This window comes from Streptomyces sp. NPDC046379, from assembly GCF_055587785.1.
The window spans coordinates 595,740-618,266 of the sequence record NZ_JBVJFP010000002.1; the positions used below are offsets into that span (position 1 = coordinate 595,740).

At 73.7% G+C, this 22,527-nt stretch carries 27 protein-coding genes; 21 read left to right on the forward strand and 6 right to left on the reverse strand.

Annotation, left to right across the window (positions count from 1 at the left end; all coding sequences use genetic code 11):
* Positions 1–7: 7 nt before the first annotated feature.
* The 18 genes from ACZ6KF_RS06525 (at position 8) to ACZ6KF_RS06610 (ending at position 14,966) form a co-directional block, all read left to right on the forward strand.
* Positions 8–841: a M55 family metallopeptidase gene (locus ACZ6KF_RS06525; protein ID WP_469159866.1), complete on the forward strand. Its 834-nt coding sequence runs from the start codon at positions 8–10 to the stop codon at positions 839–841.
* Positions 834–2,138 carry a M20/M25/M40 family metallo-hydrolase gene (locus ACZ6KF_RS06530; protein WP_469159865.1) on the forward strand — a complete coding sequence of 435 codons (1,305 nt, stop codon included), beginning with the start codon at positions 834–836 and terminating at the stop codon, positions 2,136–2,138. Before ACZ6KF_RS06525 ends, ACZ6KF_RS06530 begins: the two co-directional genes overlap by 8 nt.
* 3 nt (positions 2,139–2,141) lie before the next feature.
* Complete coding sequence (locus tag ACZ6KF_RS06535; protein WP_469237531.1) at positions 2,142–4,106, forward strand: S9 family peptidase; 1,965 nt, start codon at positions 2,142–2,144, stop codon at positions 4,104–4,106.
* The gene (locus ACZ6KF_RS06540) at positions 4,103–5,026 is read left to right on the forward strand and encodes a S66 peptidase family protein (RefSeq protein WP_469175912.1); all 924 of its coding nucleotides are present in this window, start codon (positions 4,103–4,105) and stop codon (positions 5,024–5,026) included. The genes ACZ6KF_RS06535 and ACZ6KF_RS06540 overlap by 4 nt, the downstream gene beginning before the upstream one ends.
* An 18-nt stretch (positions 5,027–5,044) precedes the next feature.
* Positions 5,045–5,677, forward strand: a complete 633-nt coding sequence (locus ACZ6KF_RS06545) for a GNAT family N-acetyltransferase (RefSeq protein WP_469237533.1) — start codon at positions 5,045–5,047, stop codon at positions 5,675–5,677.
* Between the two features lie 40 nt (positions 5,678–5,717).
* Positions 5,718–6,080 (forward strand): phage holin family protein, encoded by a 363-nt coding sequence (locus ACZ6KF_RS06550; RefSeq protein WP_469159861.1) that lies wholly within the window; start codon positions 5,718–5,720, stop codon positions 6,078–6,080.
* A 244-nt stretch (positions 6,081–6,324) separates the two neighbouring features.
* Entirely contained in the window at positions 6,325–7,761 is a 1,437-nt protein-coding gene (locus ACZ6KF_RS06555) for an NAD(P)/FAD-dependent oxidoreductase (RefSeq protein WP_469159860.1), read from the forward strand.
* Positions 7,758–9,611: a transketolase gene (locus tag ACZ6KF_RS06560; protein ID WP_469237534.1), complete on the forward strand. Its 1,854-nt coding sequence runs from the start codon at positions 7,758–7,760 to the stop codon at positions 9,609–9,611. Before ACZ6KF_RS06555 ends, ACZ6KF_RS06560 begins: the two co-directional genes overlap by 4 nt.
* 84 nt (positions 9,612–9,695) lie before the next feature.
* The gene (locus tag ACZ6KF_RS06565; protein WP_356627942.1) at positions 9,696–10,061 is read left to right on the forward strand and encodes a gas vesicle protein GvpO; all 366 of its coding nucleotides are present in this window, start codon (positions 9,696–9,698) and stop codon (positions 10,059–10,061) included.
* A 135-nt stretch (positions 10,062–10,196) separates the two neighbouring features.
* Positions 10,197–10,622 (forward strand): gas vesicle structural protein GvpA, encoded by a 426-nt coding sequence (locus ACZ6KF_RS06570; RefSeq protein WP_356627943.1) that lies wholly within the window; start codon positions 10,197–10,199, stop codon positions 10,620–10,622.
* Positions 10,619–11,392, forward strand: a complete 774-nt coding sequence (locus ACZ6KF_RS06575) for a GvpL/GvpF family gas vesicle protein (protein ID WP_356627944.1) — start codon at positions 10,619–10,621, stop codon at positions 11,390–11,392. The genes ACZ6KF_RS06570 and ACZ6KF_RS06575 overlap by 4 nt, the downstream gene beginning before the upstream one ends.
* A gap of 4 nt (positions 11,393–11,396) precedes the next feature.
* Positions 11,397–11,663: a gas vesicle protein GvpG gene (locus ACZ6KF_RS06580; RefSeq protein ID WP_356627945.1), complete on the forward strand. Its 267-nt coding sequence runs from the start codon at positions 11,397–11,399 to the stop codon at positions 11,661–11,663.
* Positions 11,660–12,232, forward strand: a complete 573-nt coding sequence (locus tag ACZ6KF_RS06585) for a DNA primase (RefSeq protein ID WP_356627946.1) — start codon at positions 11,660–11,662, stop codon at positions 12,230–12,232. Before ACZ6KF_RS06580 ends, ACZ6KF_RS06585 begins: the two co-directional genes overlap by 4 nt.
* Entirely contained in the window at positions 12,229–13,338 is a 1,110-nt protein-coding gene (locus ACZ6KF_RS06590) for an SRPBCC family protein (RefSeq protein WP_469237535.1), read from the forward strand. Before ACZ6KF_RS06585 ends, ACZ6KF_RS06590 begins: the two co-directional genes overlap by 4 nt.
* Positions 13,335–13,712, forward strand: coding sequence for a gas vesicle protein (locus tag ACZ6KF_RS06595; RefSeq protein WP_356627948.1), 378 nt, complete (start codon positions 13,335–13,337; stop codon positions 13,710–13,712). Before ACZ6KF_RS06590 ends, ACZ6KF_RS06595 begins: the two co-directional genes overlap by 4 nt.
* Positions 13,709–14,500 (forward strand): GvpL/GvpF family gas vesicle protein, encoded by a 792-nt coding sequence (locus ACZ6KF_RS06600; protein ID WP_469159858.1) that lies wholly within the window; start codon positions 13,709–13,711, stop codon positions 14,498–14,500. Before ACZ6KF_RS06595 ends, ACZ6KF_RS06600 begins: the two co-directional genes overlap by 4 nt.
* On the forward strand, positions 14,497–14,685 hold the full coding sequence (locus ACZ6KF_RS06605; RefSeq protein ID WP_356627950.1) for a gas vesicle protein: 189 nt from the start codon (positions 14,497–14,499) through the stop codon (positions 14,683–14,685). The genes ACZ6KF_RS06600 and ACZ6KF_RS06605 overlap by 4 nt, the downstream gene beginning before the upstream one ends.
* The gene (locus ACZ6KF_RS06610; protein ID WP_356627951.1) at positions 14,682–14,966 is read left to right on the forward strand and encodes a gas vesicle protein K; all 285 of its coding nucleotides are present in this window, start codon (positions 14,682–14,684) and stop codon (positions 14,964–14,966) included. Before ACZ6KF_RS06605 ends, ACZ6KF_RS06610 begins: the two co-directional genes overlap by 4 nt.
* Positions 14,967–15,030: 64 nt before the next feature.
* Here the strand turns inward: ACZ6KF_RS06610 and ACZ6KF_RS06615 are convergent, their stop codons facing one another.
* Positions 15,031–15,858 carry a methyltransferase domain-containing protein gene (locus tag ACZ6KF_RS06615; RefSeq protein WP_469237537.1) on the reverse strand — a complete coding sequence of 276 codons (828 nt, stop codon included), beginning with the start codon at positions 15,856–15,858 and terminating at the stop codon, positions 15,031–15,033.
* A 74-nt stretch (positions 15,859–15,932) separates the two neighbouring features.
* Positions 15,933–17,456 (reverse strand): phosphatase PAP2 family protein, encoded by a 1,524-nt coding sequence (locus ACZ6KF_RS06620; RefSeq protein ID WP_469159856.1) that lies wholly within the window; start codon positions 17,454–17,456, stop codon positions 15,933–15,935.
* A 114-nt stretch (positions 17,457–17,570) separates the two neighbouring features.
* On the opposite strand from ACZ6KF_RS06620, the gene ACZ6KF_RS06625 reads away from it, so the two are divergent.
* Complete coding sequence (locus ACZ6KF_RS06625; RefSeq protein WP_469159855.1) at positions 17,571–19,190, forward strand: ABC-F family ATP-binding cassette domain-containing protein; 1,620 nt, start codon at positions 17,571–17,573, stop codon at positions 19,188–19,190.
* Positions 19,191–19,239: 49 nt separating this feature from the next.
* Here ACZ6KF_RS06625 and ACZ6KF_RS06630 read toward each other — a convergent pair whose 3' ends face one another.
* The gene (locus ACZ6KF_RS06630) at positions 19,240–20,370 is read right to left on the reverse strand and encodes a baeRF2 domain-containing protein (protein ID WP_356627955.1); all 1,131 of its coding nucleotides are present in this window, start codon (positions 20,368–20,370) and stop codon (positions 19,240–19,242) included.
* A 57-nt stretch (positions 20,371–20,427) separates the two neighbouring features.
* On the opposite strand from ACZ6KF_RS06630, the gene ACZ6KF_RS06635 reads away from it, so the two are divergent.
* Positions 20,428–20,772: a DUF6158 family protein gene (locus tag ACZ6KF_RS06635; protein ID WP_469175925.1), complete on the forward strand. Its 345-nt coding sequence runs from the start codon at positions 20,428–20,430 to the stop codon at positions 20,770–20,772.
* A gap of 70 nt (positions 20,773–20,842) precedes the next feature.
* Here ACZ6KF_RS06635 and ACZ6KF_RS06640 read toward each other — a convergent pair whose 3' ends face one another.
* From ACZ6KF_RS06640 to ACZ6KF_RS06650, 3 genes are read right to left on the reverse strand one after another with little or no spacing between them, the layout of a single operon-like run.
* On the reverse strand, positions 20,843–21,391 hold the full coding sequence (locus ACZ6KF_RS06640; protein ID WP_356636482.1) for a type 1 glutamine amidotransferase domain-containing protein: 549 nt from the start codon (positions 21,389–21,391) through the stop codon (positions 20,843–20,845).
* A gap of 8 nt (positions 21,392–21,399) precedes the next feature.
* Positions 21,400–21,813 (reverse strand): CBS domain-containing protein, encoded by a 414-nt coding sequence (locus tag ACZ6KF_RS06645; RefSeq protein ID WP_356636415.1) that lies wholly within the window; start codon positions 21,811–21,813, stop codon positions 21,400–21,402.
* Between the two features lie 10 nt (positions 21,814–21,823).
* Positions 21,824–22,192, reverse strand: a complete 369-nt coding sequence (locus ACZ6KF_RS06650) for a DUF2795 domain-containing protein (RefSeq protein WP_356636417.1) — start codon at positions 22,190–22,192, stop codon at positions 21,824–21,826.
* 145 nt (positions 22,193–22,337) lie between these two features.
* On the opposite strand from ACZ6KF_RS06650, the gene ACZ6KF_RS06655 reads away from it, so the two are divergent.
* A complete protein-coding gene (locus ACZ6KF_RS06655; protein WP_356636419.1) occupies positions 22,338–22,475 on the forward strand; it encodes a hypothetical protein in 138 nt (45 codons plus the stop codon).
* Positions 22,476–22,527 lie beyond the last annotated feature (52 nt).

Here is a 22,527-nt window from a genome sequence, read left to right on the forward strand (position 1 = left end):
GCGCACCATGAAGATCCTCATCAGCGCCGACATGGAGGGCGCCACCGGTGTCACCTGGCCGGCCGACGTCCTGCCCGGGACACCGCAGTGGGAGCGGTGCCGCTCCATGTTCACCTCCGACGTCAACGCGGCGGCCCTGGGCTTCTTCGACGGCGGCGCCGACGAGGTCGTCGTCAACGAGGCGCACTGGACCATGCGCAACCTGCTGCTGGAGCGGCTGGACGAGCGCGTGGAGATGCTCACCGGACGGCACAAGTCGCTGTCGATGGTCGAGGGCGTGCAGCACGGCGACGTCGACGGCATCGCCTTCGTCGGCTACCACGCCGGCGCCGGCGCCGAGGGCGTCCTCGCCCACACCTACCTCGCCAACTCCATCACCGGCGTCTGGCTGGACGACGTACGGGCCAGCGAGGGCCTGCTGAACGCGCACGTCGTCGCCGAGTACGGGGTGCCCGTGGTCCTGGTCACCGGGGACGACGTGGCCTGCGAGGACGCGCTCGGCTATGCCCCCGAGGCGCGGAAGGTCGCCGTCAAGGACCACGTCTCGCGGTACGCCGCCGTGTGCCGTACGCCGGCCCGGACCGCCGCCGACATCCGGGCGGCCGCCAAGGAGGCCGCCGCCCTGGCCGTGCGGCACGAGCCCGTGCAGGCCGGCCCGCACACCGTCGCCGTCGAGTTCGACGCCGAGCACCTCGCCATGGCGGCCACCGTCGTGCCGGGCGTCGCACGCGTCGGCGAGCGCAAGGTGGCGTACACCAGTGCCACCATGTTCGAGGGGATCCGCACCTTCAAGGCGGTCACCACCGTCGTCTCGGCCGCCGTGGAGGAGCAGTATGGCTGACCAGCGCGCACTGGACGAGGTCGTCGAGTTCACCTCCGACCTCATCCGCATCGACACCACCAACCGGGGCGGCGGCGACTGCCGGGAGCGGCCCGCCGCCGAGTACGCGGCGGCACGGCTGGCCGAGGCGGGCCTGGAGCCGGTGCTGCTGGAGCGCACCGAGGGCCGCACCAACGTCGTCGCCCGCATCGAGGGGACCGACCCGTCCGCGGACGCCCTCCTCGTGCACGGGCACCTCGACGTGGTGCCCGCCCGGGCGGCCGACTGGAGCGTGCACCCCTTCTCCGGGGAGATCCGCGACGGCGTCGTCTGGGGCCGGGGCGCCGTCGACATGAAGAACATGGACGCGATGATCCTCGCGGTCGTCCGCGCCTGGGCCCGCGAGGGCGTCCGGCCCCGGCGGGACGTGGTGATCGCGTTCACCGCCGACGAGGAGGACAGCGCCGTCGACGGCTCCGGCTTCCTCGCCGACCGGCACCCCGGCCTGTTCGAGGGCTGCACCGAGGGCGTCAGCGAGTCCGGCGCGTTCACCTTCCACGACGGCTCCGGCCGCCACATCTACCCCATCGCCGCCGGCGAGCGCGGCACGGGCTGGATGAAGCTGACCGCGCGGGGCCGCGCCGGGCACGGCTCCAAGGTCAACCGGGACAACGCGGTGACCCGCCTGTCGGCCGCGATCACCCGCATCGGCGAGTACGAGTGGCCGCTGCGGCTCACGCCGACCGTGCGCGCCGCGCTCACCGAGCTGGCCGCGCTGTACGGCATCGACACCGACCTGCGGGACGTCGACCGGCTGCTGGAGAAGCTCGGCCCGGCCGCCCAGCTGGTCGAGGCGACCGTCCGCAACAGCGCCAACCCGACCATGCTGAACGCCGGCTACAAGGTCAACGTCATCCCCGGCGAGGCCGTCGCCCATGTCGACGGACGCTTCCTCGCCGGCGCCGAGGAGGAGTTCCGGGCCACCATGGACCGGCTCACCGGGCCGGACGTCGACTGGGAGTTCCACCACCGCGAGGTCGCCCTGGAGGCGCCCGTGGACGCGCCGACGTTCGCGCGGATGCGGGCGGCCGTCGAGGAGTTCGCGCCCGAGGGGCACGTCGTGCCGTACTGCATGTCGGGCGGCACCGACGCCAAGCAGTTCTCCCGGCTCGGCATCACCGGCTACGGCTTCGCGCCGCTGAAGCTCCCCGAGGGCTTCGACTACCAGGCGCTCTTCCACGGGGTCGACGAACGCGTCCCCGTGGAGGCGCTGCACTTCGGCGTCCGTGTCCTCGACCGCTTCCTGCGAAGCGCCTGACCGATGGGGGAGACCATGCAGACCCTGGCGTACGGCTCGTGGCCCTCGCCCGTCGACGCGGCCCTCGCCGCCGCGCACGACGGACACCCCGAGTACGTCGGCTTCGTCGGCGACGAGGTCTGGTGGACCGAGCCGCGCCCTGCCGAGGGCGGCCGGCGCACCCTCGTGCGCCGGCACGCCGACGGCACCGAGGAGTCGGTGCTGCCCGCGCCGTGGAACGTGCGCAGCCGGGTCATCGAATACGGCGGCCTGCCCTGGGCCGGCGCCGAGGCGGACGGCCGGCCGCTTCTGGTGTTCGCCCACTTCACCGACCAGCGCCTGTACCGCTGGGAGCCGGGAAGCGAGCCGCGTCCGCTCACCCCGCTGTTGTCCGTCGGCGGCGGACTGCGCTGGGCGGACCCGCGGTTGGTGTTGGAGCGCGGCGAAGTGTGGTGCGTGCTGGAGGAGTTCACCGGCGACGGCCCGAGCGACGTGCGCCGCGTGCCCGTCGCGGTGCCGCTGGACGGCTCCGCCGCCGACGACCGCGCCGCCGTGCGCGAACTCGCTCCCGCCCGGCACCGGTTCGTCACCGGACCGCGCCTGTCCCCGGACGGGCGGCGCGCGGCGTGGCTCGCCTGGGACCATCCGCGGATGCCCTGGGACGGCACGGAGCTGATCGTCGCCGACGTCACGCCGGACGGCGTCCTGGAGTCGCCCCGCACGCTCGCCGGCGGCCCCGAGGAGTCCATCGCCCAGGCCGACTTCGCCCCCGACGGCGCCCTGCTGTACGCGAGCGACCGCACCGGCTGGTGGAACCTCTACCGCGACGGCGTGCCCCTGTGCCCTCGCGAGGAGGAGTTCGGCGGACCGCTGTGGAAGGTGGGCCAGCGCTGGTTCGCCCCGCTGGACAGCGGCCTCGTCGCCGTCGTGCACGGACGCGGCGCCACCGCCCTCGGCGTCCTCGACCCCGAGACCGGCGAGGTCGTCGACGCGGCCGGCCCCTGGACCGAGTTCGCGCCCACCCTCGCCGCCCACGGAGAGCGCGTCGTCGCCGTCGGCGCCGGCCCGCGCAGCGCCTACGAGGTCGTGGAACTGGACACGCGGACCGGCCACGCCCGCGTCATCGGCGCCGAGCACCACGACGCCGTCGATCCGGCGTACTACCCCCAGCCGCAGATCCGCACCTTCACCGGACCCGACGGCCGCGACATCCACGCCCACGTGTACCCGCCCCACCACCCCGGCTGCGCAGCGCCCGCCTCCGAGCTGCCGCCGTACGTCGTCTGGGCGCACGGCGGTCCGACCGGCCGCTCGCCGCTGGTGCTGGACCTGTCCATCGCCTACTTCACCTCCCGCGGCATCGGCGTCGCCGAGGTCAACTACGGCGGCTCCACCGGCTACGGCCGGGAGTACCGCGACCGGCTGCGCGAGCAGTGGGGCGTGGTCGACGTCGAGGACTGCGCGGCCGTCGCCCGCGCCCTCGCCGACGAGGGCGGCGCCGACCCGGACCGGCTCGCCGTGCGGGGAGGCAGCGCGGGCGGCTGGACCGCGGCGGCCTCCCTCGCCACGACCGACGTCTACGCCTGCGGCACGATCATCTACCCGATCCTCGACCTCACCGGCTGGGCGACCGGCGAGACCCACGACTTCGAGTCGCAGTACCTGGAGAGCCTGGTCGGCCCGCTCGCCCAGGTGCCCGAACGGTACGCCGAGCGCTCGCCGGCCGAGCACGCCGACCGGATCACCGCGCCGTTCCTGCTGCTCCAGGGACTGGACGACGTGATCTGCCCGCCCACGCAGTGCGAACGGTTCCTCGCCAAGATGGCGGGGCGCGGGGTGCCGCACGCCTACCTCGCCTTCGAGGGCGAGGGCCACGGCTTCCGGCGGGCCGACACGATGATCCGCACACTGGAGGCCGAACTCTCCCTGTACGCGCAGGTGTTCGGGTTCAACCCGCCGGGTGTGCCGAGACTGGAGCTGACCACGTGAGGGAACTCGTCCGCCCCGCCCGGCTGGCCCCCGGCGCCCGCGTCGCCGTGGTCGCGCCCAGCGGCCCGGTGCCGGAGGAGCGCCTGCAGGCCGGGCTCGACGTGCTGCGCGGCTGGGACCTCGACCCCGTCGTCGCGCCGCATGTCCTCGACCGGCACCCCGAGTTCGACTACCTGGCCGGCGCGGACGCCGACCGGGCCGCCGATCTCCAGGCCGCCTGGTGCGACCCGGCCGTGGACGCCGTGCTGTGCGCCCGCGGCGGCTACGGCGTCCAGCGCATGGCCGACCTCCTGGACTGGGAGGCCATGCGCGCGGCCGGACCGAAGGTGTTCGTCGGCTTCAGCGACATCACCGCCCTGCACGAGGCGTTCGCCACCCGGCTCGGCCTGGTCACCCTGCACGGGCCGATGGCGGCGGGCGTCGACTTCCTCAAGAACGCCCGCGCCCAGGACCATCTCAGGGCCACGCTGTTCGCCCCGGAGACGGTCCGCACCATCGCCTCCGACGGCCGGGCCCTCGTCCCCGGCCGGGCGCGCGGCGTCCTGCTCGGCGGCTGTCTGAGCCTGCTGGCCGCCGAACTCGGCACCCCGCACGCCCGCTCCTCCGCGGCCGGCGGCCTGCTCTGCCTGGAGGACGTGGGGGAGGAGACGTACCGCCTGGACCGGTATCTCACCCAGCTCCTGCGCGCGGGATGGCTCGACGGCGTGCGCGGGATCCTGCTCGGGTCCTGGGAGGGCTGCGATCCCCACGACCGGGTCCGGGCCATGTTCGCCGACCGGCTCGGCGGCCTCGGCGTGCCCGTCGCCGAGGAGTTCGGCTTCGGACACGGCGAGGGGGCGCTGACCATGCCCTTCGGGGTGAGCGCCGAACTGGACGCCGGGGCCGGGACGTTGGTCCTCGACGAGCCCGCCCTGGCTTGAGCGTCGTAAGGTGGCGGGGTGCCGCACATCGCATCCCGCTACCTCGCCGAGGGCCCCCGCGTGGGCATACGCGCCTTCACCTTCGACGACGGCCCCGAGTTCCTGGCCCGCGTCCGGGAGAGCAAGGACCTGCACCACCCGTGGCTGTTCCCGCCGGACACCCCCTCGGCCTACTCCCGCTACGCCGGCCGGCTGATCGACGACCCGACGAAGGCCGGCTTCCTCGTGTGCGAGAAGGGCGGGAAGGGCGAGAACGGTGAGAAGGACGGGAAGGGAGCGCGGGGCGAGGCGGGGGAGCGGGGCGGCGGGAGTGAGCGGGAGCCGCACGCCATCGCCGGGTTCATCAACATCAACAACATCGTCGCCGGGGCGTTCCAGAGCGGTGCTCTCGGTTACGGGGCGTTCGCGCACGCGGCCGGGCGGGGGCTGATGCGCGAGGGACTCGACCTGGTCATCGACTACGCGTTCGGTCCGCTGCGGCTGCACCGCCTGGAGATCAACGTCCAGCCCGGCAACACGGCGTCCATCGCCCTGGCCCGCGCCTGCGGCTTCCGCCTGGAGGGGTTCTCCCCGAAGATGCTGTTCATCGACGGCGCCTGGCGCGACCACGAACGGTGGGCGCTCACCACCGAGATGCGGGCGTCCGGCTGATCCCCGGTGTTCCGGGCGTGCGGCCGGGTACCCGCACCGGATGAAACGCCTCGAACATCTGGAGCACATCGACAAGGGCCTGGCCGACGAGCTGGCCCAGGTGGCGCGGGAGACGGTCCGCGACGAACTGCGCCGGCAGACGCGCAAGCAGCGCCGCAGGGCGTCCCTGTACGCGGCGTCCGGCGCGCTCGCCCTCTACGCGGGCGCGGCGGTGGCGCTGGCCGTGGGCCTCGCCCTCGCCCTTGCCCTGCCGGGCTGGGCGGCGGCCCTGATCACGGCGGCGATCCTGGCGGCGGCCGCGTACGCGCTCCGCAACGCCGCCCGGCCGACGACGCCCGCCGCGCCGGACACCCGTTCCTACCCGCCGATGCCGCCCTTCCCTCCGGACACCCCCCGTTCCTGAACACGCCGGGGGACCGCGACGCCCCCGGGGGCGCGGGAACTGCGCGAGAAACCCCCGCCGGCCCGCAGCTGCAAGTCGCGACGGATCCCCGGCGTCCGCAGCTTTCGCAGGCGCGGGGAACTGCGCAAACACCCCCACTGCGCCGCACCCCACCCCCGAACCAGCCCCGGCAGGGGAAACGTTTGCCACCCCCGGCAGGGGAAACGCGGAACACCTCGTACGAGACGACCGCCGGAGGCGAACCGTGAGTCGACCCCGCATCGTGATCGTCGGAGCCGGCTTCGCCGGATACCGCACGGCCCGCGAGCTGTCGCGGATGTCCCGGGGCAAGGCCGACATCACCCTGCTCAACCCGACCGACTACTTCCTGTACCTGCCCCTGCTTCCCCAGGTCGCCGCCGGAATCCTGGAGCCGCGCCGCGTCACCGTGTCCCTCTCCGGCACCCTCCCGCACGTACGCCTCGTCCTCGGCGAGGCCGACTCGATCGACCTCGACGCCCGCACCGTGCACTACACCGGCCCCGAGGGCGACCCGGGCACGCTGGAGTACGACCGCCTCGTCCTCGCCGCGGGCAGCGTCAACAAGCTGCTGCCCATCCCCGGCGTAGCCGAGCACGCGCACGGCTTCCGCGGCCTGCCCGAGGCGCTCTACCTGCGCGACCACGTCACCCGGCAGGTGGAGCTGGCGGCGGCGGCAGAGGACCGCGAGAAGTGCGCGGCCCGCTGCACGTTCGTCGTCGTCGGCGCCGGCTACACCGGCACCGAGGTGGCAGCGCACGGCCAGCTGTTCACCGACTCCCAGGTCCGCAGGCACCCCCTGCGCGAGGGCATGCGCCCGCGCTGGATGCTGCTGGACGTCGCCCCCCGCGTCCTGCCCGAGATGGACGAACGTCTGTCGGAGACCGCCGACCGGGTGCTGCGCGAGCGCGGCGTCGACGTGCGCATGGGCACCTCCGTGAAGGAGGCCACGCACGACGGCGTGCTGCTGACCGACGGCGAGTTCGTGGAGACCCGCACCCTCGTGTGGTGCGTGGGCGTACGGCCCGACCCGCTCGCACAGTCCCTCGGCCTGCCCCTGGAACGCGGACGCCTGCTGGTCGACCCGCACCTGCAAGTGCCGGGCCGCCCGGAGGTGTTCGCCTGCGGCGACGCCGCGGCCGTGCCCGACCTGGAGCAGCCCGGCCAGTACACGCCCATGACCGCCCAGCACGCCTGGCGGCAGGGCAGGCTCTGCGCGCGGAACGTCGCCGCCTCCCTCGGCGTCGGCGAGCGCAAGGCCTACCGCCACCGTGACATGGGGTTCGTCGTGGACCTCGGCGGCGTGAAGGCCGCGGCCAACCCGCTCGGGGTGCCGCTGGCCGGACCGGTCGCCGGCGCCGTGACGCGCGGCTACCACCTCGCCGCCATGCCCGGCAACCGGGTCCGGGTCGCCGCCGACTGGCTGCTGGACGCCGTACTGCCGCGCCAGGCCGTGCAGTTGGGCCTCGTACGGTCCTGGTCGGTGCCGCTGGACACCTCGTCGCCGGAACTGGCACGCGTGCCGAACGGCGCCTCTGCGGGAAGGCCCCCCGCCGAACCCGCACCCGGCCGGCCCGGCGGGGACCATCCAACCCCCGGACCCGTCAAGCGCACGGACCCGCCCGCCGACCGGCCCGACACCCCCGCCGAAGGAGACCGATGAACACCCGGGAACTCGCCGAACTGGGACAGCAGTTGCGCGTGGACAGCGTCCGGGCCTCCGCCGCCGCCGGCTCGGGGCACCCGACGTCCTCGATGTCCGCCGCCGATCTGATGGCCGTCCTCCTCGCCCACCACCTGCGCTACGACTTCGAACGCCCCGCCCACCCGGCCAACGACCGCTTCGTCCTGTCCAAGGGCCACGCCTCCCCGCTGCTGTACTCCGCGTACAAGGCGGCCGGCGTCATCGACGACGAGGAACTGCTCACCTTCCGCAAGCTGGGCAGCCGCCTCGAAGGACACCCCACCCCGCAGCGGCTGCCGTGGGTCGAGACGGCCACCGGGTCGCTCGGCCAGGGACTGCCCGTCGGCGTCGGCATCGCGCTCGCCGGGAAACGGCTGGAGCGCGCCGACTACCGGGTGTGGGTGCTGTGCGGCGACAGCGAACTCGCCGAGGGCTCCGTGTGGGAGGCCGCCGAGCACGCCGCGTACGAGCACCTCGACAACCTCACCGCGATCGTCGACGTCAACCGGCTCGGGCAGCGCGGCCCCACCCGGCACGGCCACGACCTCGACGCCTACGCCCGCCGCTTCCAGGCCTTCGGCTGGCACACCGTCGAGGTCGACGGCCACGACGTCGACGCCGTCGACCGCGCCTACGGCGAGGCGATCTCCACCAAGGGCCAGCCCACCGCCATCCTCGCCCGCACCCTCAAGGGCAAGGGCGTCGAGGCCGTCCAGGACCGCGAGGGCCTGCACGGCAAGCCGCTGCCCGAGGCCGAGGACGCCGTCGCCGAACTCGGCGGCCCCCGCGACCTGCGCGTCCAGGTGCACGAACCGCCCGAGACCAGGGCCCTGCACTCCGTGCCCACCGGCGACATCCGGCTGCCCCGCTGGGACAAGGGCGCCGAGAAGGGAGTCGCCACCCGCGACGCCTACGGCAAGGCGCTCGCCGCCCTCGGCGCCGGGCGCGGCGACGTCGTCGCCCTCGACGGCGAGGTGAGCGACTCCACCCGCGCCGAGTTCTTCGCCAAGGAACACCCCGAGCGCTACTTCGAGTGCTACATCGCCGAGCAGCAACTGGTCGCCGCGGCCGTGGGCCTGGCGACGCGCGGCTGGGTGCCGTACGCCTCCACCTTCGCCGCCTTCCTCACCCGGGCGTACGACTTCGTGCGCATGGCGTCCATCAGCGGTGTCGGCGTCAACCTGGTCGGCTCGCACGCGGGCGTCGCCATCGGCCAGGACGGGCCCTCCCAGATGGGCCTGGAGGACCTGGCCATGTTCCGCGCCGTGCACGGCTCGACCGTGCTGTACCCGTGCGACGCCAACCAGACCGCCAAGCTCGTCGCCGCCATGGCCGGCCTCGACGGCATCCGCTATCTGCGCACCTCGCGCGGCGCGGCCCCGGTGATCTACGGGCCCGACGAGGACTTCCCGGTGGGCGGCAGCAAGGTCCTGCGCTCCTCCGACGAGGACCGGGTGACGCTGGTCGCCGCGGGCGTCACCGTGCCCGAGGCGCTGACCGCCGCAGACGCGCTGGACCGCGAGGGCATCCGGGCCAGGGTCGTCGACCTGTACTCGGTCAAGCCCGTCGACCGGCTCACGCTGCGCCGGGCCGCCGAGGACACCGGCTGCCTGATCACCGTCGAGGACCACCGGGAGGAGGGCGGCCTCGGCGACGCCGTCCTCGACGCCTTCCTCGACGGCCGCCCCACGCCCCGCCTGGTGCGGCTCGCGGTCCGCACGATGCCGGGCTCGGCCTCGCCCGAGGAGCAGCTGCACGCGGCCGGCATCGACGCCGAGTCCGTCGCCGCCGCCGTACGACTCCTGGTGGAGCAGGGCGTCGTGCGCTGAGCGTGTGAGAACGCGGATGCGGATGCGGAGCGTTCGCGGAGGTTTGGCGAACGCTCTTGCGGCCACCCGATGCGTGAGGTGGCCATGTCGAACACGAACAGCACATCCGAATCCGAGACCGCACAGGAGCCGCAGGCTTCGCAGAGTTCACAGTCCTCACAGCACCAGGACGGTGCCCGGGACCGGCCCGGCCCCATGGAAGTGCTGCGCCAGGCGCGGGCACAACTGGAGGAGCTGACCGGGATGACCGCCGAGTCCGTGTCGTCCTTCGAACAGACCGAGGACGGCTGGGCACTCGACGTCGAGGTGCTCGAACTGGCCCGGGTGCCCGACACGATGAGCCTGATGGCCAGTTACCGGGTCGAACTCGACCCGCAGGGGCAGCTCACGGGCTACCGGCGCGTCAAGCGCTACGAACGCGGCCGGGCCGACCGCAGCGGCGGCCGCTAGAACCGCGGCGCGCATCGGCGCGCAACGGCCCGCGATCCGACGCACCGTCGCATCGGTGCATCCCCTATCACCACATACCGACACATCCCATCACCGATCACACCATCGGGACCCAACCGAGGAGGCAGAGCCGGAATGACCGTTGTACCGGCACAGCAGACCGGAGGCGGAGGCGGCAGCAGCGGCCTCTACGACGTGCTTGAGCTTGTACTGGACAGGGGGCTCGTCATCGACGCATTCGTGCGCGTGTCCCTGGTCGGGATCGAGATCCTGAAGATCGACGTACGCGTCGTCGTCGCCAGCGTCGACACCTATCTGCGCTTCGCGGAGGCCTGCAACCGCCTCGACCTCGAGGCCGGTCCGCGCAAGAGCCCCGGACTGCCCGACGTCGTCGGCCAGATCACCGAGAGCGGCGCGCGCGGCAAGTCCAAGGGCGCCCTGTCCGGCGCCGCGCAGACCATCTCGGACGCCTTCAAGCAGGCCCGTGACGAGGGCCAGGAGGAGGAGCGCCCGCGGGCCCGCAAGACCGCGGCCGCGCGCCGGAAGGAGGAGCAGGAGTGAGCACCTACGTCTACGGCATCACCGCCGGTTCGCACCCCGCGCTCCCCGACGGCATGGGCGGCGTCGGCGACCCGCCCCGGCCGGTGCGCATCCTGCGCGAGGGCGACCTCGCGGCGATCGTCAGCGACGCCCCCGAAGGCCTGCGCCCCAAGCGCAAGGACCTGCTCGCCCATCAGACCGTGCTCGCCGAGGCCGGATCGGCCGGCTGCGTGCTGCCCATGCGGTTCGGCAGCGTCGCCCCCGACGACGCCGCGGTCACCGGGGTCCTCGCCGAGCGGGCCGAGCACTACCAGGAGCGGCTGCGCGAGCTGGAGGGCCGCGTCGAGTACAACATCAAGGCCAACCACGTCGAAGAGGCCGTCCTGCACCACGTCATGGCCGAGAACGCCGAGATCCGGGCGCTCGCCGAGGCCAACCGGCAGGCGGGCGGCGGCAGTTACGAGGACAAGATCCGGCTCGGCGAGCTGGTCGCCTCCGCCGTCAAGGTGAAGGAGGCCGACGACGGCCTCGCGCTGCGCCGCACCCTGGAGCCGGCCGCCGCGGCCGTCGGCGTGGGCCCCGAGTCCACCGGCTGGCTGGCCAACGTGTCCTTCCTGGTCGACCGGAAGACCGCCGAGGAGTTCCTGGCGGCCGTCGAACGGGCCCGTCAGGACCTGCCGCACCTGGAGATCCGGGTGAACGGCCCGCTGCCGCCGTACAGCTTCGTCGAGCCTGGCCCGGGCGAGCCGGCGGGCGCCGCGACGGCCGGCGCGGACACCGGCGCCGGCTGAGCCCATGGGACTGATCTCGGAGGTGCTGCTGCTGCCGTTCGCACCGGTGCGCGGCAGCGCCTGGGTCATCGGGCAGGTGCTCCAGGAGGCCGAGCGGATCTACTACGACCCGGCCACCATCCGGGCCGAACTGGCCCGCCTGGAGAAGCGGCTGGAGGCCGGGGAGATCACCGAGGAGGAGTTCGACCGGCAGGAGGACGACCTCCTGGACCGGCTGGAAACGGCGGCGCGCGACGACAGCGCGGGAACGGGCAAGTGGACGACACCATGAACCGAGTGGGACTGGGCCTCGCCATAGGGGCCGGATACGTCCTCGGACGGACGAGGAAACTGAAACTGGCGGTCGCCGTCGGCGGCCTCGTGGCCGGCAAGCGGTTGAACCTGACTCCGCGGGCGGTGACCGGGCTCGTCGCCGAACAGCTGCGGAACAACCCGCAGTTCAAGGAGATCGGCGACCAGCTGCGCCAGGACCTGCGCGGCATGGGCAAGGCGGCGTCCGGCGCGATGGTCGAACGGCAGCTCGACGGACTCGCCGACCGGCTGCACGGCCGTACCGCCCAGGTGCGCGAGCAGCTGACCGGCGGCCCGGCGCGGCGGGACCGGGACGACGATGCCGACGACGGCCCGGAGGACGCCTACGACGCCGGGGACGGCGTCGACGACGAGAGCGGCGAGGAGGACGAGCCGCGCCCCCGGCGGTCGGCGGGCAGGGCCGCGAAGAAGGCCCCCGCCCAGCGCGCGGCCAAGACGGCGAAGGCGGCCAAGAAGGCGCCCGCGAAGAAGACGGCCGCGGCCAGGGGCAGCAGGGCCCGGCTGCCGAAGGGAGGCGACGACGCATGACGGAGACCCTGGGACGGACGGCCTCCGCGGCAGGCGGAGCCGCCAAGAACCCCCTCACCGGCGTGGCCCGCAGCGAGGCCGCGGACCGGGTCAAGGCGGAGTTGCAGGAGTACCTCGCCGCCCAGGCCCAGCGCATGCTGACGGGCGTCGGCCGCAAGCTCGGCGAGACCACGGTCAGGCTCAACGACATCGCCGACGGCAAGAGCCCCGGCTTCGCCAGGCTCGCGCGGGACGGCGGGCGCAAGATCGCCGAGGGCAAGGGCCCGCTGCGCTCCGCCGTGGAGCTGGGCGCCTCCCGCGCCAAGGACAACGTGGTCGGCGCCCTGAAGAACCTCGGCGGCGGCAAGGGCGGCCGCAAGAAGGGGTCGGGCCGCAAACCGACCGTGATCATGGAGCAGATCGACGTCGGCGTGCCGCTGCGCACCGCCTACGACCAGTGGACGCAGTACCAGGACTTCAGCACCTTCGCCAAGGGCGTCAAGAGCGCGAACCGCGCCGACGACACGACGTCCGACTGGCAGGCGAAGGTCTTCTGGTCCAACCGCAGCTGGAAGGCGAAGACCACCGAGCAGGTGCCGGACGACCGGATCGCCTGGTCCTCCGAGGGCGCCAAGGGCACCACGCGCGGCGTCGTCTCCTTCCACCCGCTCGCCGAGAACCTCACCCGGGTGCTGCTGGTCGTCGAGTACTACCCGCAGGGCCTCTTCGAGAAGACCGGCAACCTCTGGCGCGCCCAGGGCCGCCGGGCGCGGCTGGACCTGAAGAACTTCGCCCGCTTCATCACCCTCAAGGGGGAGGCGGAGGACGGCTGGCGCGGCGAGATCCGCGACGGCGAGGTCGTCCGTTCCCACGAGGACGCGCTCGCGGACGAGGACGCGGATGCGGACGCGGACGACCGGTACGAGGATGAGGAGCAGGACCGGACGGACGAGGCGGACGACGCGGAGGCCGCGTACGACGACGAGGCCGATGCCGAGCCGGACGCCGAGGCCGAGGCCCCGGAGGAAGCCGAAGCCGACGCCGAGTACGAGGACGACGAGTACGTGGACGAGGAGGGCGCCGACGACACGGAGGACGAGGACGCCGAGGCGGGGAGCCGTCGATGACGACCGCGAGCCGGCTGCCCGACCCCTACGGTCACGGCAGCGGCGCGAACCTCGCAGACATCCTGGAGCGCGTCCTCGACAAGGGCGTGGTGATCGCCGGTGACATCCGGATCAACCTGCTCGACATCGAACTGCTCACCATCAAGCTGCGGCTGATCGTCGCCTCCGTCGACAAGGCGAAGGAGATGGGCATCGACTGGTGGGAGGACGACCCCGCGTTGTCCTCCAAGGCCCGCCGCTCCGAGCTGGCCCGGGAGAACGCCGAGCTGCGGGAGCGGCTGGCCCGCCTGGAGGCCCTGGAGTCGCCGGACCGCAGCGGCCACGACCGTGAGGTCCATGAGGTCCTGGACGTGCGTGAGGAGGACAGGCCATGACGACCGGACTGCGCTACGTCTACGCCGTGTGCCGCCCCTTCGAGCAGCCGCTGCAGTGCCAGCTCACCGGCGTCGCGGGGGAACCGCCCCGGCTGTTGCACCACGGCGGCCTGGTCGCCGTCGTCAGCGTGGTCCCGCAGCGGGACTTCGCGGAGGAGCCGCTGCGGGCCCATCTGGAGGACCTGGACTGGCTCACCGCGACCGCCCGCGCCCACCAGGGCGTGATCGACGCGCTCACCACCGTCACCACACCGCTGCCGATGCGCCTGGCCACCGTCTTCCGGGACGACAGCGGCGTCAGGACGATGCTGGAGGCCCGCGAGCGGGACTTCCAGCGCACCCTGGACCGGCTGGAGGGCCGGGTGGAGTGGGGCGTCAAGGTGTACGTCGAGTCCGCGCCGGCCGAGCAGCCGGCGTCCGGGCGGGACGAGGACCCGGCGCAGGCGAAGCCCGCCTCGGGGCGCGACTACCTGCGTCTGCGCAGCCGCCGGCTCCGGGAGAGCGAGGACGGCCTCCAGCAGGCGGAGCGGTTCGCCGAGCGCCTGCACCGGACGCTCGCCGAGCACGCCGAGGACGTCCGGCTGCACCCGCCGCAGAACCCTGCGCTCTCCGGCGTTGCGGGCCGCAACGTGCTCAACGCCGCGTATCTGGTGCCGCGCGCCCGCTCGGAGGAGTTCGTGGAGATCGTGGACCGGACGAAGGACGAGTCGCCCGCCGGCGTGCCCGGCCTGCGCGTCGAGCTGACCGGCCCCTGGGCGGCCTACTCGTTCGCCGGGGAGAAGCCGTGACCGTCGTCGAACGCCGTGAGATCGCCCTCGTGGACCTGCTCGACCGGCTGCTCGCCGGCGGTGTCGTCATCGCCGGCGACATCACCCTGCGCATCGCCGACGTCGACCTGGTCCGCATCGACCTCAACGCCCTGATCAGCTCCGTCAACGAGAACGTGCCGTCGCCGTGGGGTGATCCGACGTGACCGCCCGCCGAGGCCGCGTGGAGTTCGAGCCCGACACCGTCGAGCGGGACCTGATCAAGCTGGTGCTGACCGTCGTGGAACTGCTGCGCCAGCTCATGGAACGGCAGGCGCTGCGCCGCTTCGACCAGGGCGACCTCAGCGAGGAGCAGGAGGAGCGGATCGGGCTGACGCTGATGCTGCTGGAGGACCGGATGGCCGAGCTGCGCGACCGCTACGGCCTGCGCCCCGAGGACCTCAACCTGGACCTCGGACCGCTCGGCCCTCTGCTGCCCCGGGAGTGACCGGGGCGGCAGGGTGCCCGGGAACGACCGGTCCGCAGCCGCGGATCGGGAGCGGAATCGGCAGTCAGCGGCCGTCGTCCTCGCGGCACAGGATCTCGCCGTGCAGGACCGCGAACCAGCCGTCGTCGCACTCGCCCCACGCCCGCCACGCCGCCGCGATCTCCCGCAGCCGTGCCGCATCGGCCCGGCCGCCCTCGGTGGCGCGGCGGGCGTAGGCGGACTCCACCGTGCGGTCCGCCCACAGCCCGCTCCACCACGCCCGCTCGTCCGGCGTCGAGAAGGTCCAGGTGCTGGACGTGGCCGTGACGTCGGTCAGCCCGGCCTCCAGCGCCCACGCCTTCAGCCGCCGCCCCGCGTCCGGCTCGCCGCCGTTGGCGCGGGCGACCTCGCGGTACAGGTCCAGCCAGTCGTCCAGGCCCGGCGAGGCGGGGTACCAGGTCATCGCCGCGTAGTCCGCGTCGCGCACGGCGATGTGGCCGCCGGGCCGGGTGACCCGCCTCATCTCGCGCAGTGCCTGCACCGGATCGCCGACGTGCTGGAGCACCTGGTGGGCGTGGACGACGTCGAAGGAGTCGTCCGGGAAGTCGAGGGCGTGCACGTCCGCCACCGCGAAGTCCGCGTTGACCAGTCCCCGCCCGGCCGCCTCGGCCCGCGCCCGCTCCAGGATCTCCGGCGCCCGGTCGACGCCGGTGACCCGGCCCTCCGGCACCAGGGCCGCCAGGTCGGCGGTGATGGTGCCGGGCCCGCAGCCGACGTCCAGGACCTTCATGGCGGGTTTCAGCACGCCCAGGAGATGGGCCGCGGAGTTGGCGGCGGTGCGCCAGGTGTGCGAACGCAGCACGGATTCGTGGTGTCCGTGCGTGTAGACGGCGGTCTCCCGAGCCTTCGGCATGGCCGTACCCCTTCTCGTCGTGACGACTGATCGTCACGGTACGCGCGTGCCGAATGCTGAGACATATGCTTTCACTATGCGGACTGACGGTTCGTCGGCCAAACGTGCGCGTGAGGCAGCGGCCGGTACACCACCAGCGCCTCCGGAAGCTTCTCCAGCGTCACCTCGCCCGCCACCTCGGTGACTTCTCCGTCGTGGGCGAGCAGCGTGCCCGGCTCCACGCCGGACAGCCGCAGCCGTGCGACCTGGACCGCGGCGTGGGCGGGGGAGCGGGTGAGCGGGCCGGCGAGGGCGGCGGCCAGCAGCCGCAGCGCCGGGCGACGGCCGCCGTGCACCACGCGCACGTCGAGCTGACCGTCGGCCAGGTCGAGGCGGCGCGCGGGGGCGAGCCCCATCCGGCGGTAGGTGCCGTTGCCGGCGAACAGCAGCCACAACGGCCGGGTGCGTCCGCCGACCTCGACCTCCAGCGGATGCCGGTCCGCGCTCAGCACCCGCAGCGCCGCCAGCACGCCCGCGGGCCAGCTGCCGATCCGTTCCGCCCAGCGCTCCCGCTCGCGCACCAGCTCCGGATAGACGCCGAGGCTGCAGGTGTTGACGAAGACGCCCTGCTTGTCGCCGCAGACGAACCGGCCCATGTCCACCCGCACGGCCTCGCCCCGCTCGACCGCGCGCACGAAGGACCGGACGTCCTCCACGCCGAGGTCGTAGGCGAAGTGGTTGAGCGTGCCGCCCGGCAGCACCGCGAGCGGCAGCCCGTGCCGCAGGGCGGTCCCGGCGGCGGCGTTCACCGTGCCGTCGCCGCCGCAGACGCCGAGCACCCGCGCCCGCGCCGCCGCCTTCTCCAGGGCGTCGCCCACCTCGTCCGCCCCGCACTCCACGATCTCCGCCCGCGGCAGGGCGTCCCGCACCGCGCGCACCCGGTCGGCGCTGCCCGCCGCCTTGTTGGCCACCATCACCAGCCCCTCGCCCTCGGGCAGCGCCGGGACGTCCGCCCGCGGCCGGGCCGGCGGCGCCACCTGGGCCCGGCCGGGCGCGAGACCCCGTACGACGTACGCGGCGCCCACGCCGAGGGCCGCGCCCGCGAGGACGTCGCTCGGGAAGTGCACGCCGGTGTAGACGCGGGACATCGCCACCGAGAACGCCACCGGCGCCACGGCGGCGCCCCAGGCGGGCGACTCCATGGCCACGCCGGCCGCGAAGGCCGCCGCCGAGGCGGAGTGGCCGGAGGGGAACGACGTGGTGATGGGCTGCCGCTTGAGCTGCCGCACGGCCGGCACGGGGTCCAGGACGGGGCGGGGGCGGCGCACACTGCGCTTGCCGACGGTGTTGATGGTGGCGGACGCCAGGGCCAGCGAGGCCAGGCCGCGCGCGGCGGCGCGTCGGCCCCGAGGGGTACGGCTCGCCGCCATCACGGCCGCGGCGGCGAACCACAGCACACCGTGGTTCGCGCTCCGGCTCAGCCGCGGCAGCACCGGCCCGGCGGCGGGCCAGTGCCGCTCGGCGGCGAACTCGAACAGACGGCTGTCCAGGGCGAGGAGCTTGTCCCGCAGAAGATGAGGACCGGGCTCGGGGAGGGTGAGGTCGACGTCGGGGCTCATGACAGTGCTGATACCCGGAGACGGCGGTTTGGTGTCCGCGCGGGCCGCCCCGGCCCTCGTCCGCACGGATAAGCGTTTGCCGGGCGACCGGCCCCGCCCGCAGAATGCCACCCCATGGGACATCTGGAAGCCGCGCACCTCGAGTACCACCTCCCCGACGGGAGGACGCTGCTCGGCGACGTCTCCTTCCGGGTGGGCGAGGGCGCCGTGGTCGCCCTCGTCGGGCCCAACGGCGCCGGCAAGACGACCCTGCTGCGGCTGATCTCCGGCGAGCTGAAACCGCACGGCGGCACGGTCTCCGTCAGCGGCGGCCTCGGCGTGATGCGGCAGTTCGTCGGGTCGGTGCGGGACGAGACGACGGTGCGGGACCTGCTGGTGTCCGTCGCCCCGCCGCGCATCCGGGAGGCCGCGCGGGCCGTCGACGCCGCCGAGCACGCCGTCATGACCGTGGACGACGAGGCCGCCCAGCTCCGGTACGCGCAGGCGCTGTCCGACTGGGCCGAGGTACGCGGCTACGAGGCGGAGACGCTGTGGGACATGTGCACCACGGCCGCGCTCGGGGTGCCGTACGAGAAGGCGCAGTGGCGGCAGGTGCGGACGCTGTCCGGCGGTGAGCAGAAGCGGCTCGTGCTGGAGGCGCTGCTGCGCGGCACCGACGAGGTGCTGCTGCTCGACGAGCCCGACAACTACCTCGACGTGCCCGGCAAGCGCTGGCTGGAGGAGCGGCTGAAGGAGACCCGCAAGACCGTCCTGTTCGTCTCCCACGACCGGGAACTCCTCGCCCGCGCCGCCGAGAAGATCGTCTCCGTGGAGCCCGGCCCGGCCGGGGCCGACGCCTGGGTGCACGGCGGCGGGTTCGCCACGTACCACGAGGCCCGGCGCGAGCGCTTCGCCCGCTTCGAGGAACTGCGCCGGCGCTGGGACGAGAAGCACGCCCAGCTGAAGAAGCTGGTGCTGAACCTGCGCCAGGCCGCCGCCGTGAGCCACGAGATGGCCTCCCGGTACGCCGCCGCCCAGACCCGGCTGCGCAAGTTCGAGGAGGCGGGCCCGCCGCCTGAGCCGCCGCGCGAGCAGGACATCCGCATGCGCCTGAAGGGCGGACGCACCGGGGTACGCGCGATCACCTGCGCCGGCCTCGAGCTGACCGGCCTCATGAAACCCTTCGACCTGGAGGTCTTCTACGGCGAACGCGTCGCCGTCCTCGGCTCCAACGGCTCCGGCAAGTCGCACTTCCTGCGCCTGCTGGCCGGCGAGGACGTCGCCCACACGGGGGAGTGGAAGCTGGGCGCGCGGGTCGTGCCCGGCCACTTCGCGCAGACCCACGCCCACCCGGAGCTGACCGGCCGCACGCTGCTCGACATCCTGTGGCGCGAGCACGCCCAGGACCGGGGCGCGGCCACGTCCCGGCTGCGCCGCTACGAGCTGACCGCCCAGGCCGAACAGACCTTCGATCGTCTCTCGGGCGGCCAGCAGGCCCGCTTCCAGATCCTCCTGCTGGAGCTGGAGGGCGCCACCGCCCTGCTGCTCGACGAGCCGACCGACAACCTCGACCTCGATTCCGCCGAGGCGCTCCAGGAAGGCCTGGAGGCCTTCGACGGCACCGTCCTCGCGGTCACCCACGACCGCTGGTTCGCCCGCTCCTTCGACCGCTACCTGGTCTTCGGCAGCGACGGCCGGGTCCGCGAGACGCCCGAGCCGGTGTGGGACGAGCGCCGGGTGGAACGGGCGCGCTGACGCCCGGCGGGGCGGGCCGGCCCCGGGTCAGGTGGGTGCCGTCAGGCCGTCAGGCCCAGCGCAGCAGCGCGCCCATCCCGCCCACCGGGACGTCCTGGTCCTGCCGGTGCTCCTCGCCCTCCAGGGCCGGGGCCAGGGAGATCGCCGGAGCGCCGGTGGCCACCGCGGAGCGGATCAGGGCGTCGTCCGCGCGGGCCGACCAGGAGTTCTGCTCGCCGAGGATCTTCAGTTCCGTACGGCGCACCGCCAGCTGGTCCGGATCCTCGCCGATCCACACCTCCCGGTGCGTGTCGGCGCCGTCCGGTCGGATCACCAGTTCGTCGATACGGTGCTCCCGCGCCGCCTCCACCAGCGCCGGCACGCCCTCCACGGCCGCCGCGCGCCCCTCGGCGTCCGGCGCCCGCGCGGCCAGGAACCGCTCCAGCTCCGTCTGCGCCAGCTGCCGCGCGTGGGCGGCCCGGGCCTCCTCCACATCGGCGTCCAGCAGCCTGCTGCCCGCACCGTGCCGGGCCTCGACCACCCGGTCGTGGAGCCGCTTGGGCAGCCGTTCGTGCACCGACCGCCGCTCGCGGTCCTCGCCGACCAGGATCAGCAGGTCGGCCCGCGTCTCCTCCTGGCAGACGGCGAGGGCGTCGGCGATCTCCGCCGCGTTGTGCTCCCAGGTGTTCTCCACCCGCAGCTGGAAGTGACGCTCCGACCAGTCGACGCTGCTCGTGCGGTGGATCGGCCACTGGCGTCCGGTCACCGACCCGGCCTGCTCCCTGGTGATCGCGGAGCGCAGCTCGAAGTCGGCGCCCTTGCGGTCGACGTAGGCCACGACACAGAGGGTGTCCTCGCCCTCCAGGTCCAGCAGCGGGGCGACGCGCGGCAGCGGCGCCCACTGGGCCCAGCTGCCGCCCTGCGGCGGGCGGGTCAGCGACGGATCGAGGACCACTTCACCCGCGCGGGCGAACAGGGCCCGGCCGTGCGGCTCGGACGAGTGGCGCAGCTCCTCCAGCGCGTCGCGGACGGCTTGGCAGGTGGCCTCGTCGGCGCCCTGCGCGCGCAGGTCCCGAGCCATCGCCTCCGCGGTCAGATGCCGCTCGTGTGCCATGTCCTCCGCGTGCCGGGAGAGGTCGACGTACACGGAGGCCCAGGGGCCGGGATGTTCGTACAGTGGATTCAGGAACGCGAGATCCATGGCTCCCTCCCGGATGCCGCTCGGGGGTAGTGCTTGCCGGGCGGGTACCCGTACCGCATGAATGAACACGACGAGCGGGGCACCACGATGACCGGAGTCGAACCCGACCGGCTGGACGACCAGCAGCTCATGAAGGAGCTGGAGACCATCCACCGCACGCGCCACGACACGCTGCTGCACGGCTCGAACGACGCGCTGCGCGCCCACAACGAGCGCATGGCGCAGCTGGAGGGCGAGTATCTGCGCCGCAACCCGGACCGCTTCGTCGCCCCGGGCCGCACCCGCGACGGGGCGCGAGAGCGGGAGCCGGACGGGACGCGCGAGCGGGAGACGCCGGTGGGGAAGTGGGGCTCCGGGGACGCGGGCGGCGGCCCGGGCGGAGGCCGCGCCCGGCGGTCGTAGACGGTCGCAGAGCCGCGGGAGGCCGGCCGGGTCGGTCCCGGCCGGCCTCCCGCGGCTGTCCGCCCGGCCGCTACGCCGACGCCGTCTCCTGGGCGAACACCTCCAGGAACGTCTCGCAGAACGCCTTCAGGTCGTCCGGCTTGCGGCTGGTGACCAGCTTGTTCGTGCCGTGGTCGCAGACCTTGACCTGCTCGTCCACCCAGGTCCCGCCCGCGTTGCGGATGTCCGTGCGCAGACTGGGCCAGGAGGTCAGCACCCGGCCCCGCACGACGTCCGCCTCGACGAGCGTCCACGGGGCGTGGCAGATCGCCGCGACCGGCCTGCCCCGGGTGAAGAAGTCCCGCACGAAGCCGACCGCCTGTTCGTCGGTGCGCAGGAAGTCGGGGTTGGCGACGCCGCCGGGGAGCACCAGGGCGTCGAAGGAGTCGGCGGACGTCTCGCCGACCACCTCGTCCACGGGGAACGTGTCCGCCTTGTCGAGGTGATGGAACGCCTGGACCTCGCCCGGCTGCGTCGACACGAGCACCGGCCGGTGACCGGCGTCGGCCGCCGCCTGCCACGGGTCGGTCAGCTCCACCTGCTCGACGCCCTCGGGTGCGGTCAGAAACGCGATGCGCATGGGGTCGTTCACCGTCCCTTCCTGCTGATGTCGGCGAGTGCGCTGTCCGGCTCCTGGGCCATCGCCAGGTCGCCGAGGGTGACGACGCCGACCGGGAGCCCGTCCTCGACCACCGGCAGCCGCCGTATGGCCTTCTCCCGCATCAGCGCCACCGCCGTCGAGACCGGGTCCTCCGGGCGGACCACCAGCGGCTCCGGGGTGCACACCTGCTGTGCGCTCACCGTCAGCGGATCCAGCCCCTCGGCCACCGCCCGCACGGTGATGTCACGGTCGGTGAGCATGCCGACGACGCGCTGGCCGTCGGCCACCACCACGTCGCCGATGTCCTGGGTGCGCATCAGCTGCGCGGCCTCCACCAGCGACGCGTCCGGGCGGACGGCGACCACGCCCGGGGTCATCACTTCCCTCACGAACTCGGCCATGGCCGCCTCCTCAGCGCTCCTCGCGGGTCAGGTCCCGCGCCAGCTCCTGGACATTGGCGTAGCGGGCCGAACGCGGCAGCCGCTTCAGCGGCTCGATCAGCGCGTCCGGCGCGTTCTTGCGGCGCAGTACGCCCATCAGCTCGCCCGGCCCGGCCGGAAACGCGCTGCGGCCGAGGATCCTGCCCAGCTCGAGCCGGACCTCCGGCAGGGAGCCCGGCATGGCCGGCCCGCCCGCGATGCGCGGGTCGTCGTCGGCGGCGGGCTCGGGGTCGTGCCACTCCTCGCTGCGGGTGGGATGGCCCGACCTGAGCAGCCCCTGCAGTTCGTGCTTCATCTCCTCGTCCCGGTGGACGCTCAGCCGGTCACTGCCTCGCTGCATGTTTCGCTCCAGATGTTCGGGGGTGCGCTCCGCGTACCCGAGCCCGGGGAGGCCGACACCGGGTTTGCGGGCCGGAAAGCCGGACACCCGACGCCGGAATCCCACCCCCACCCCCCACGCGGCGATCCGGGGAAGGACAGGCCACATGGCACTGCTGGCTGTGCTCATTCCGTTCCTGTTGCTCGGCGTGATGCTGGCGATGGGGCGTTACGAGGAAACGGTGCTTCCGGGCATCCACGGGACGGATGGGGGCGATCCGGAGATTCGATCGCTGGAGGGCTAGGCGTGGCCGGTGACCAGGGCGGACAGTCGGCTCCACCCCCCGCCCCACCGCT

Bases quoted from the DNA above. Each gene is read 5' to 3' on its own strand.
- ACZ6KF_RS06585 (WP_356627946.1), top strand. From the start codon at position 11,660: ATGAACCGAGTGGGACTGGGCCTCGCCATAGGGGCCGGATACGTCCTC.
- ACZ6KF_RS06615 (WP_469237537.1), bottom strand. From the start codon at position 15,858: ATGCCGAAGGCTCGGGAGACCGCCGTCTACACGCACGGACACCACGAA.
- ACZ6KF_RS06580 (WP_356627945.1), top strand. From the start codon at position 11,397: ATGGGACTGATCTCGGAGGTGCTGCTGCTGCCGTTCGCACCGGTGCGC.
- ACZ6KF_RS06560 (WP_469237534.1), top strand. From the start codon at position 7,758: ATGAACACCCGGGAACTCGCCGAACTGGGACAGCAGTTGCGCGTGGAC.
- ACZ6KF_RS06565 (WP_356627942.1), top strand. From the start codon at position 9,696: ATGTCGAACACGAACAGCACATCCGAATCCGAGACCGCACAGGAGCCG.
- ACZ6KF_RS06600 (WP_469159858.1), top strand. From the start codon at position 13,709: ATGACGACCGGACTGCGCTACGTCTACGCCGTGTGCCGCCCCTTCGAG.
- ACZ6KF_RS06635 (WP_469175925.1), top strand. From the start codon at position 20,428: ATGAATGAACACGACGAGCGGGGCACCACGATGACCGGAGTCGAACCC.
- ACZ6KF_RS06645 (WP_356636415.1), bottom strand. From the start codon at position 21,813: ATGGCCGAGTTCGTGAGGGAAGTGATGACCCCGGGCGTGGTCGCCGTC.
- ACZ6KF_RS06640 (WP_356636482.1), bottom strand. From the start codon at position 21,391: ATGCGCATCGCGTTTCTGACCGCACCCGAGGGCGTCGAGCAGGTGGAG.
- ACZ6KF_RS06570 (WP_356627943.1), top strand. From the start codon at position 10,197: ATGACCGTTGTACCGGCACAGCAGACCGGAGGCGGAGGCGGCAGCAGC.
- ACZ6KF_RS06550 (WP_469159861.1), top strand. From the start codon at position 5,718: ATGAAACGCCTCGAACATCTGGAGCACATCGACAAGGGCCTGGCCGAC.
- ACZ6KF_RS06535 (WP_469237531.1), top strand. From the start codon at position 2,142: ATGGGGGAGACCATGCAGACCCTGGCGTACGGCTCGTGGCCCTCGCCC.
- ACZ6KF_RS06620 (WP_469159856.1), bottom strand. From the start codon at position 17,456: ATGAGCCCCGACGTCGACCTCACCCTCCCCGAGCCCGGTCCTCATCTT.
- ACZ6KF_RS06590 (WP_469237535.1), top strand. From the start codon at position 12,229: ATGACGGAGACCCTGGGACGGACGGCCTCCGCGGCAGGCGGAGCCGCC.
- ACZ6KF_RS06625 (WP_469159855.1), top strand. From the start codon at position 17,571: ATGGGACATCTGGAAGCCGCGCACCTCGAGTACCACCTCCCCGACGGG.
- ACZ6KF_RS06525 (WP_469159866.1), top strand. From the start codon at position 8: ATGAAGATCCTCATCAGCGCCGACATGGAGGGCGCCACCGGTGTCACC.
- ACZ6KF_RS06595 (WP_356627948.1), top strand. From the start codon at position 13,335: ATGACGACCGCGAGCCGGCTGCCCGACCCCTACGGTCACGGCAGCGGC.
- ACZ6KF_RS06530 (WP_469159865.1), top strand. From the start codon at position 834: ATGGCTGACCAGCGCGCACTGGACGAGGTCGTCGAGTTCACCTCCGAC.
- ACZ6KF_RS06650 (WP_356636417.1), bottom strand. From the start codon at position 22,192: ATGCAGCGAGGCAGTGACCGGCTGAGCGTCCACCGGGACGAGGAGATG.
- ACZ6KF_RS06655 (WP_356636419.1), top strand. From the start codon at position 22,338: ATGGCACTGCTGGCTGTGCTCATTCCGTTCCTGTTGCTCGGCGTGATG.
- ACZ6KF_RS06630 (WP_356627955.1), bottom strand. From the start codon at position 20,370: ATGGATCTCGCGTTCCTGAATCCACTGTACGAACATCCCGGCCCCTGG.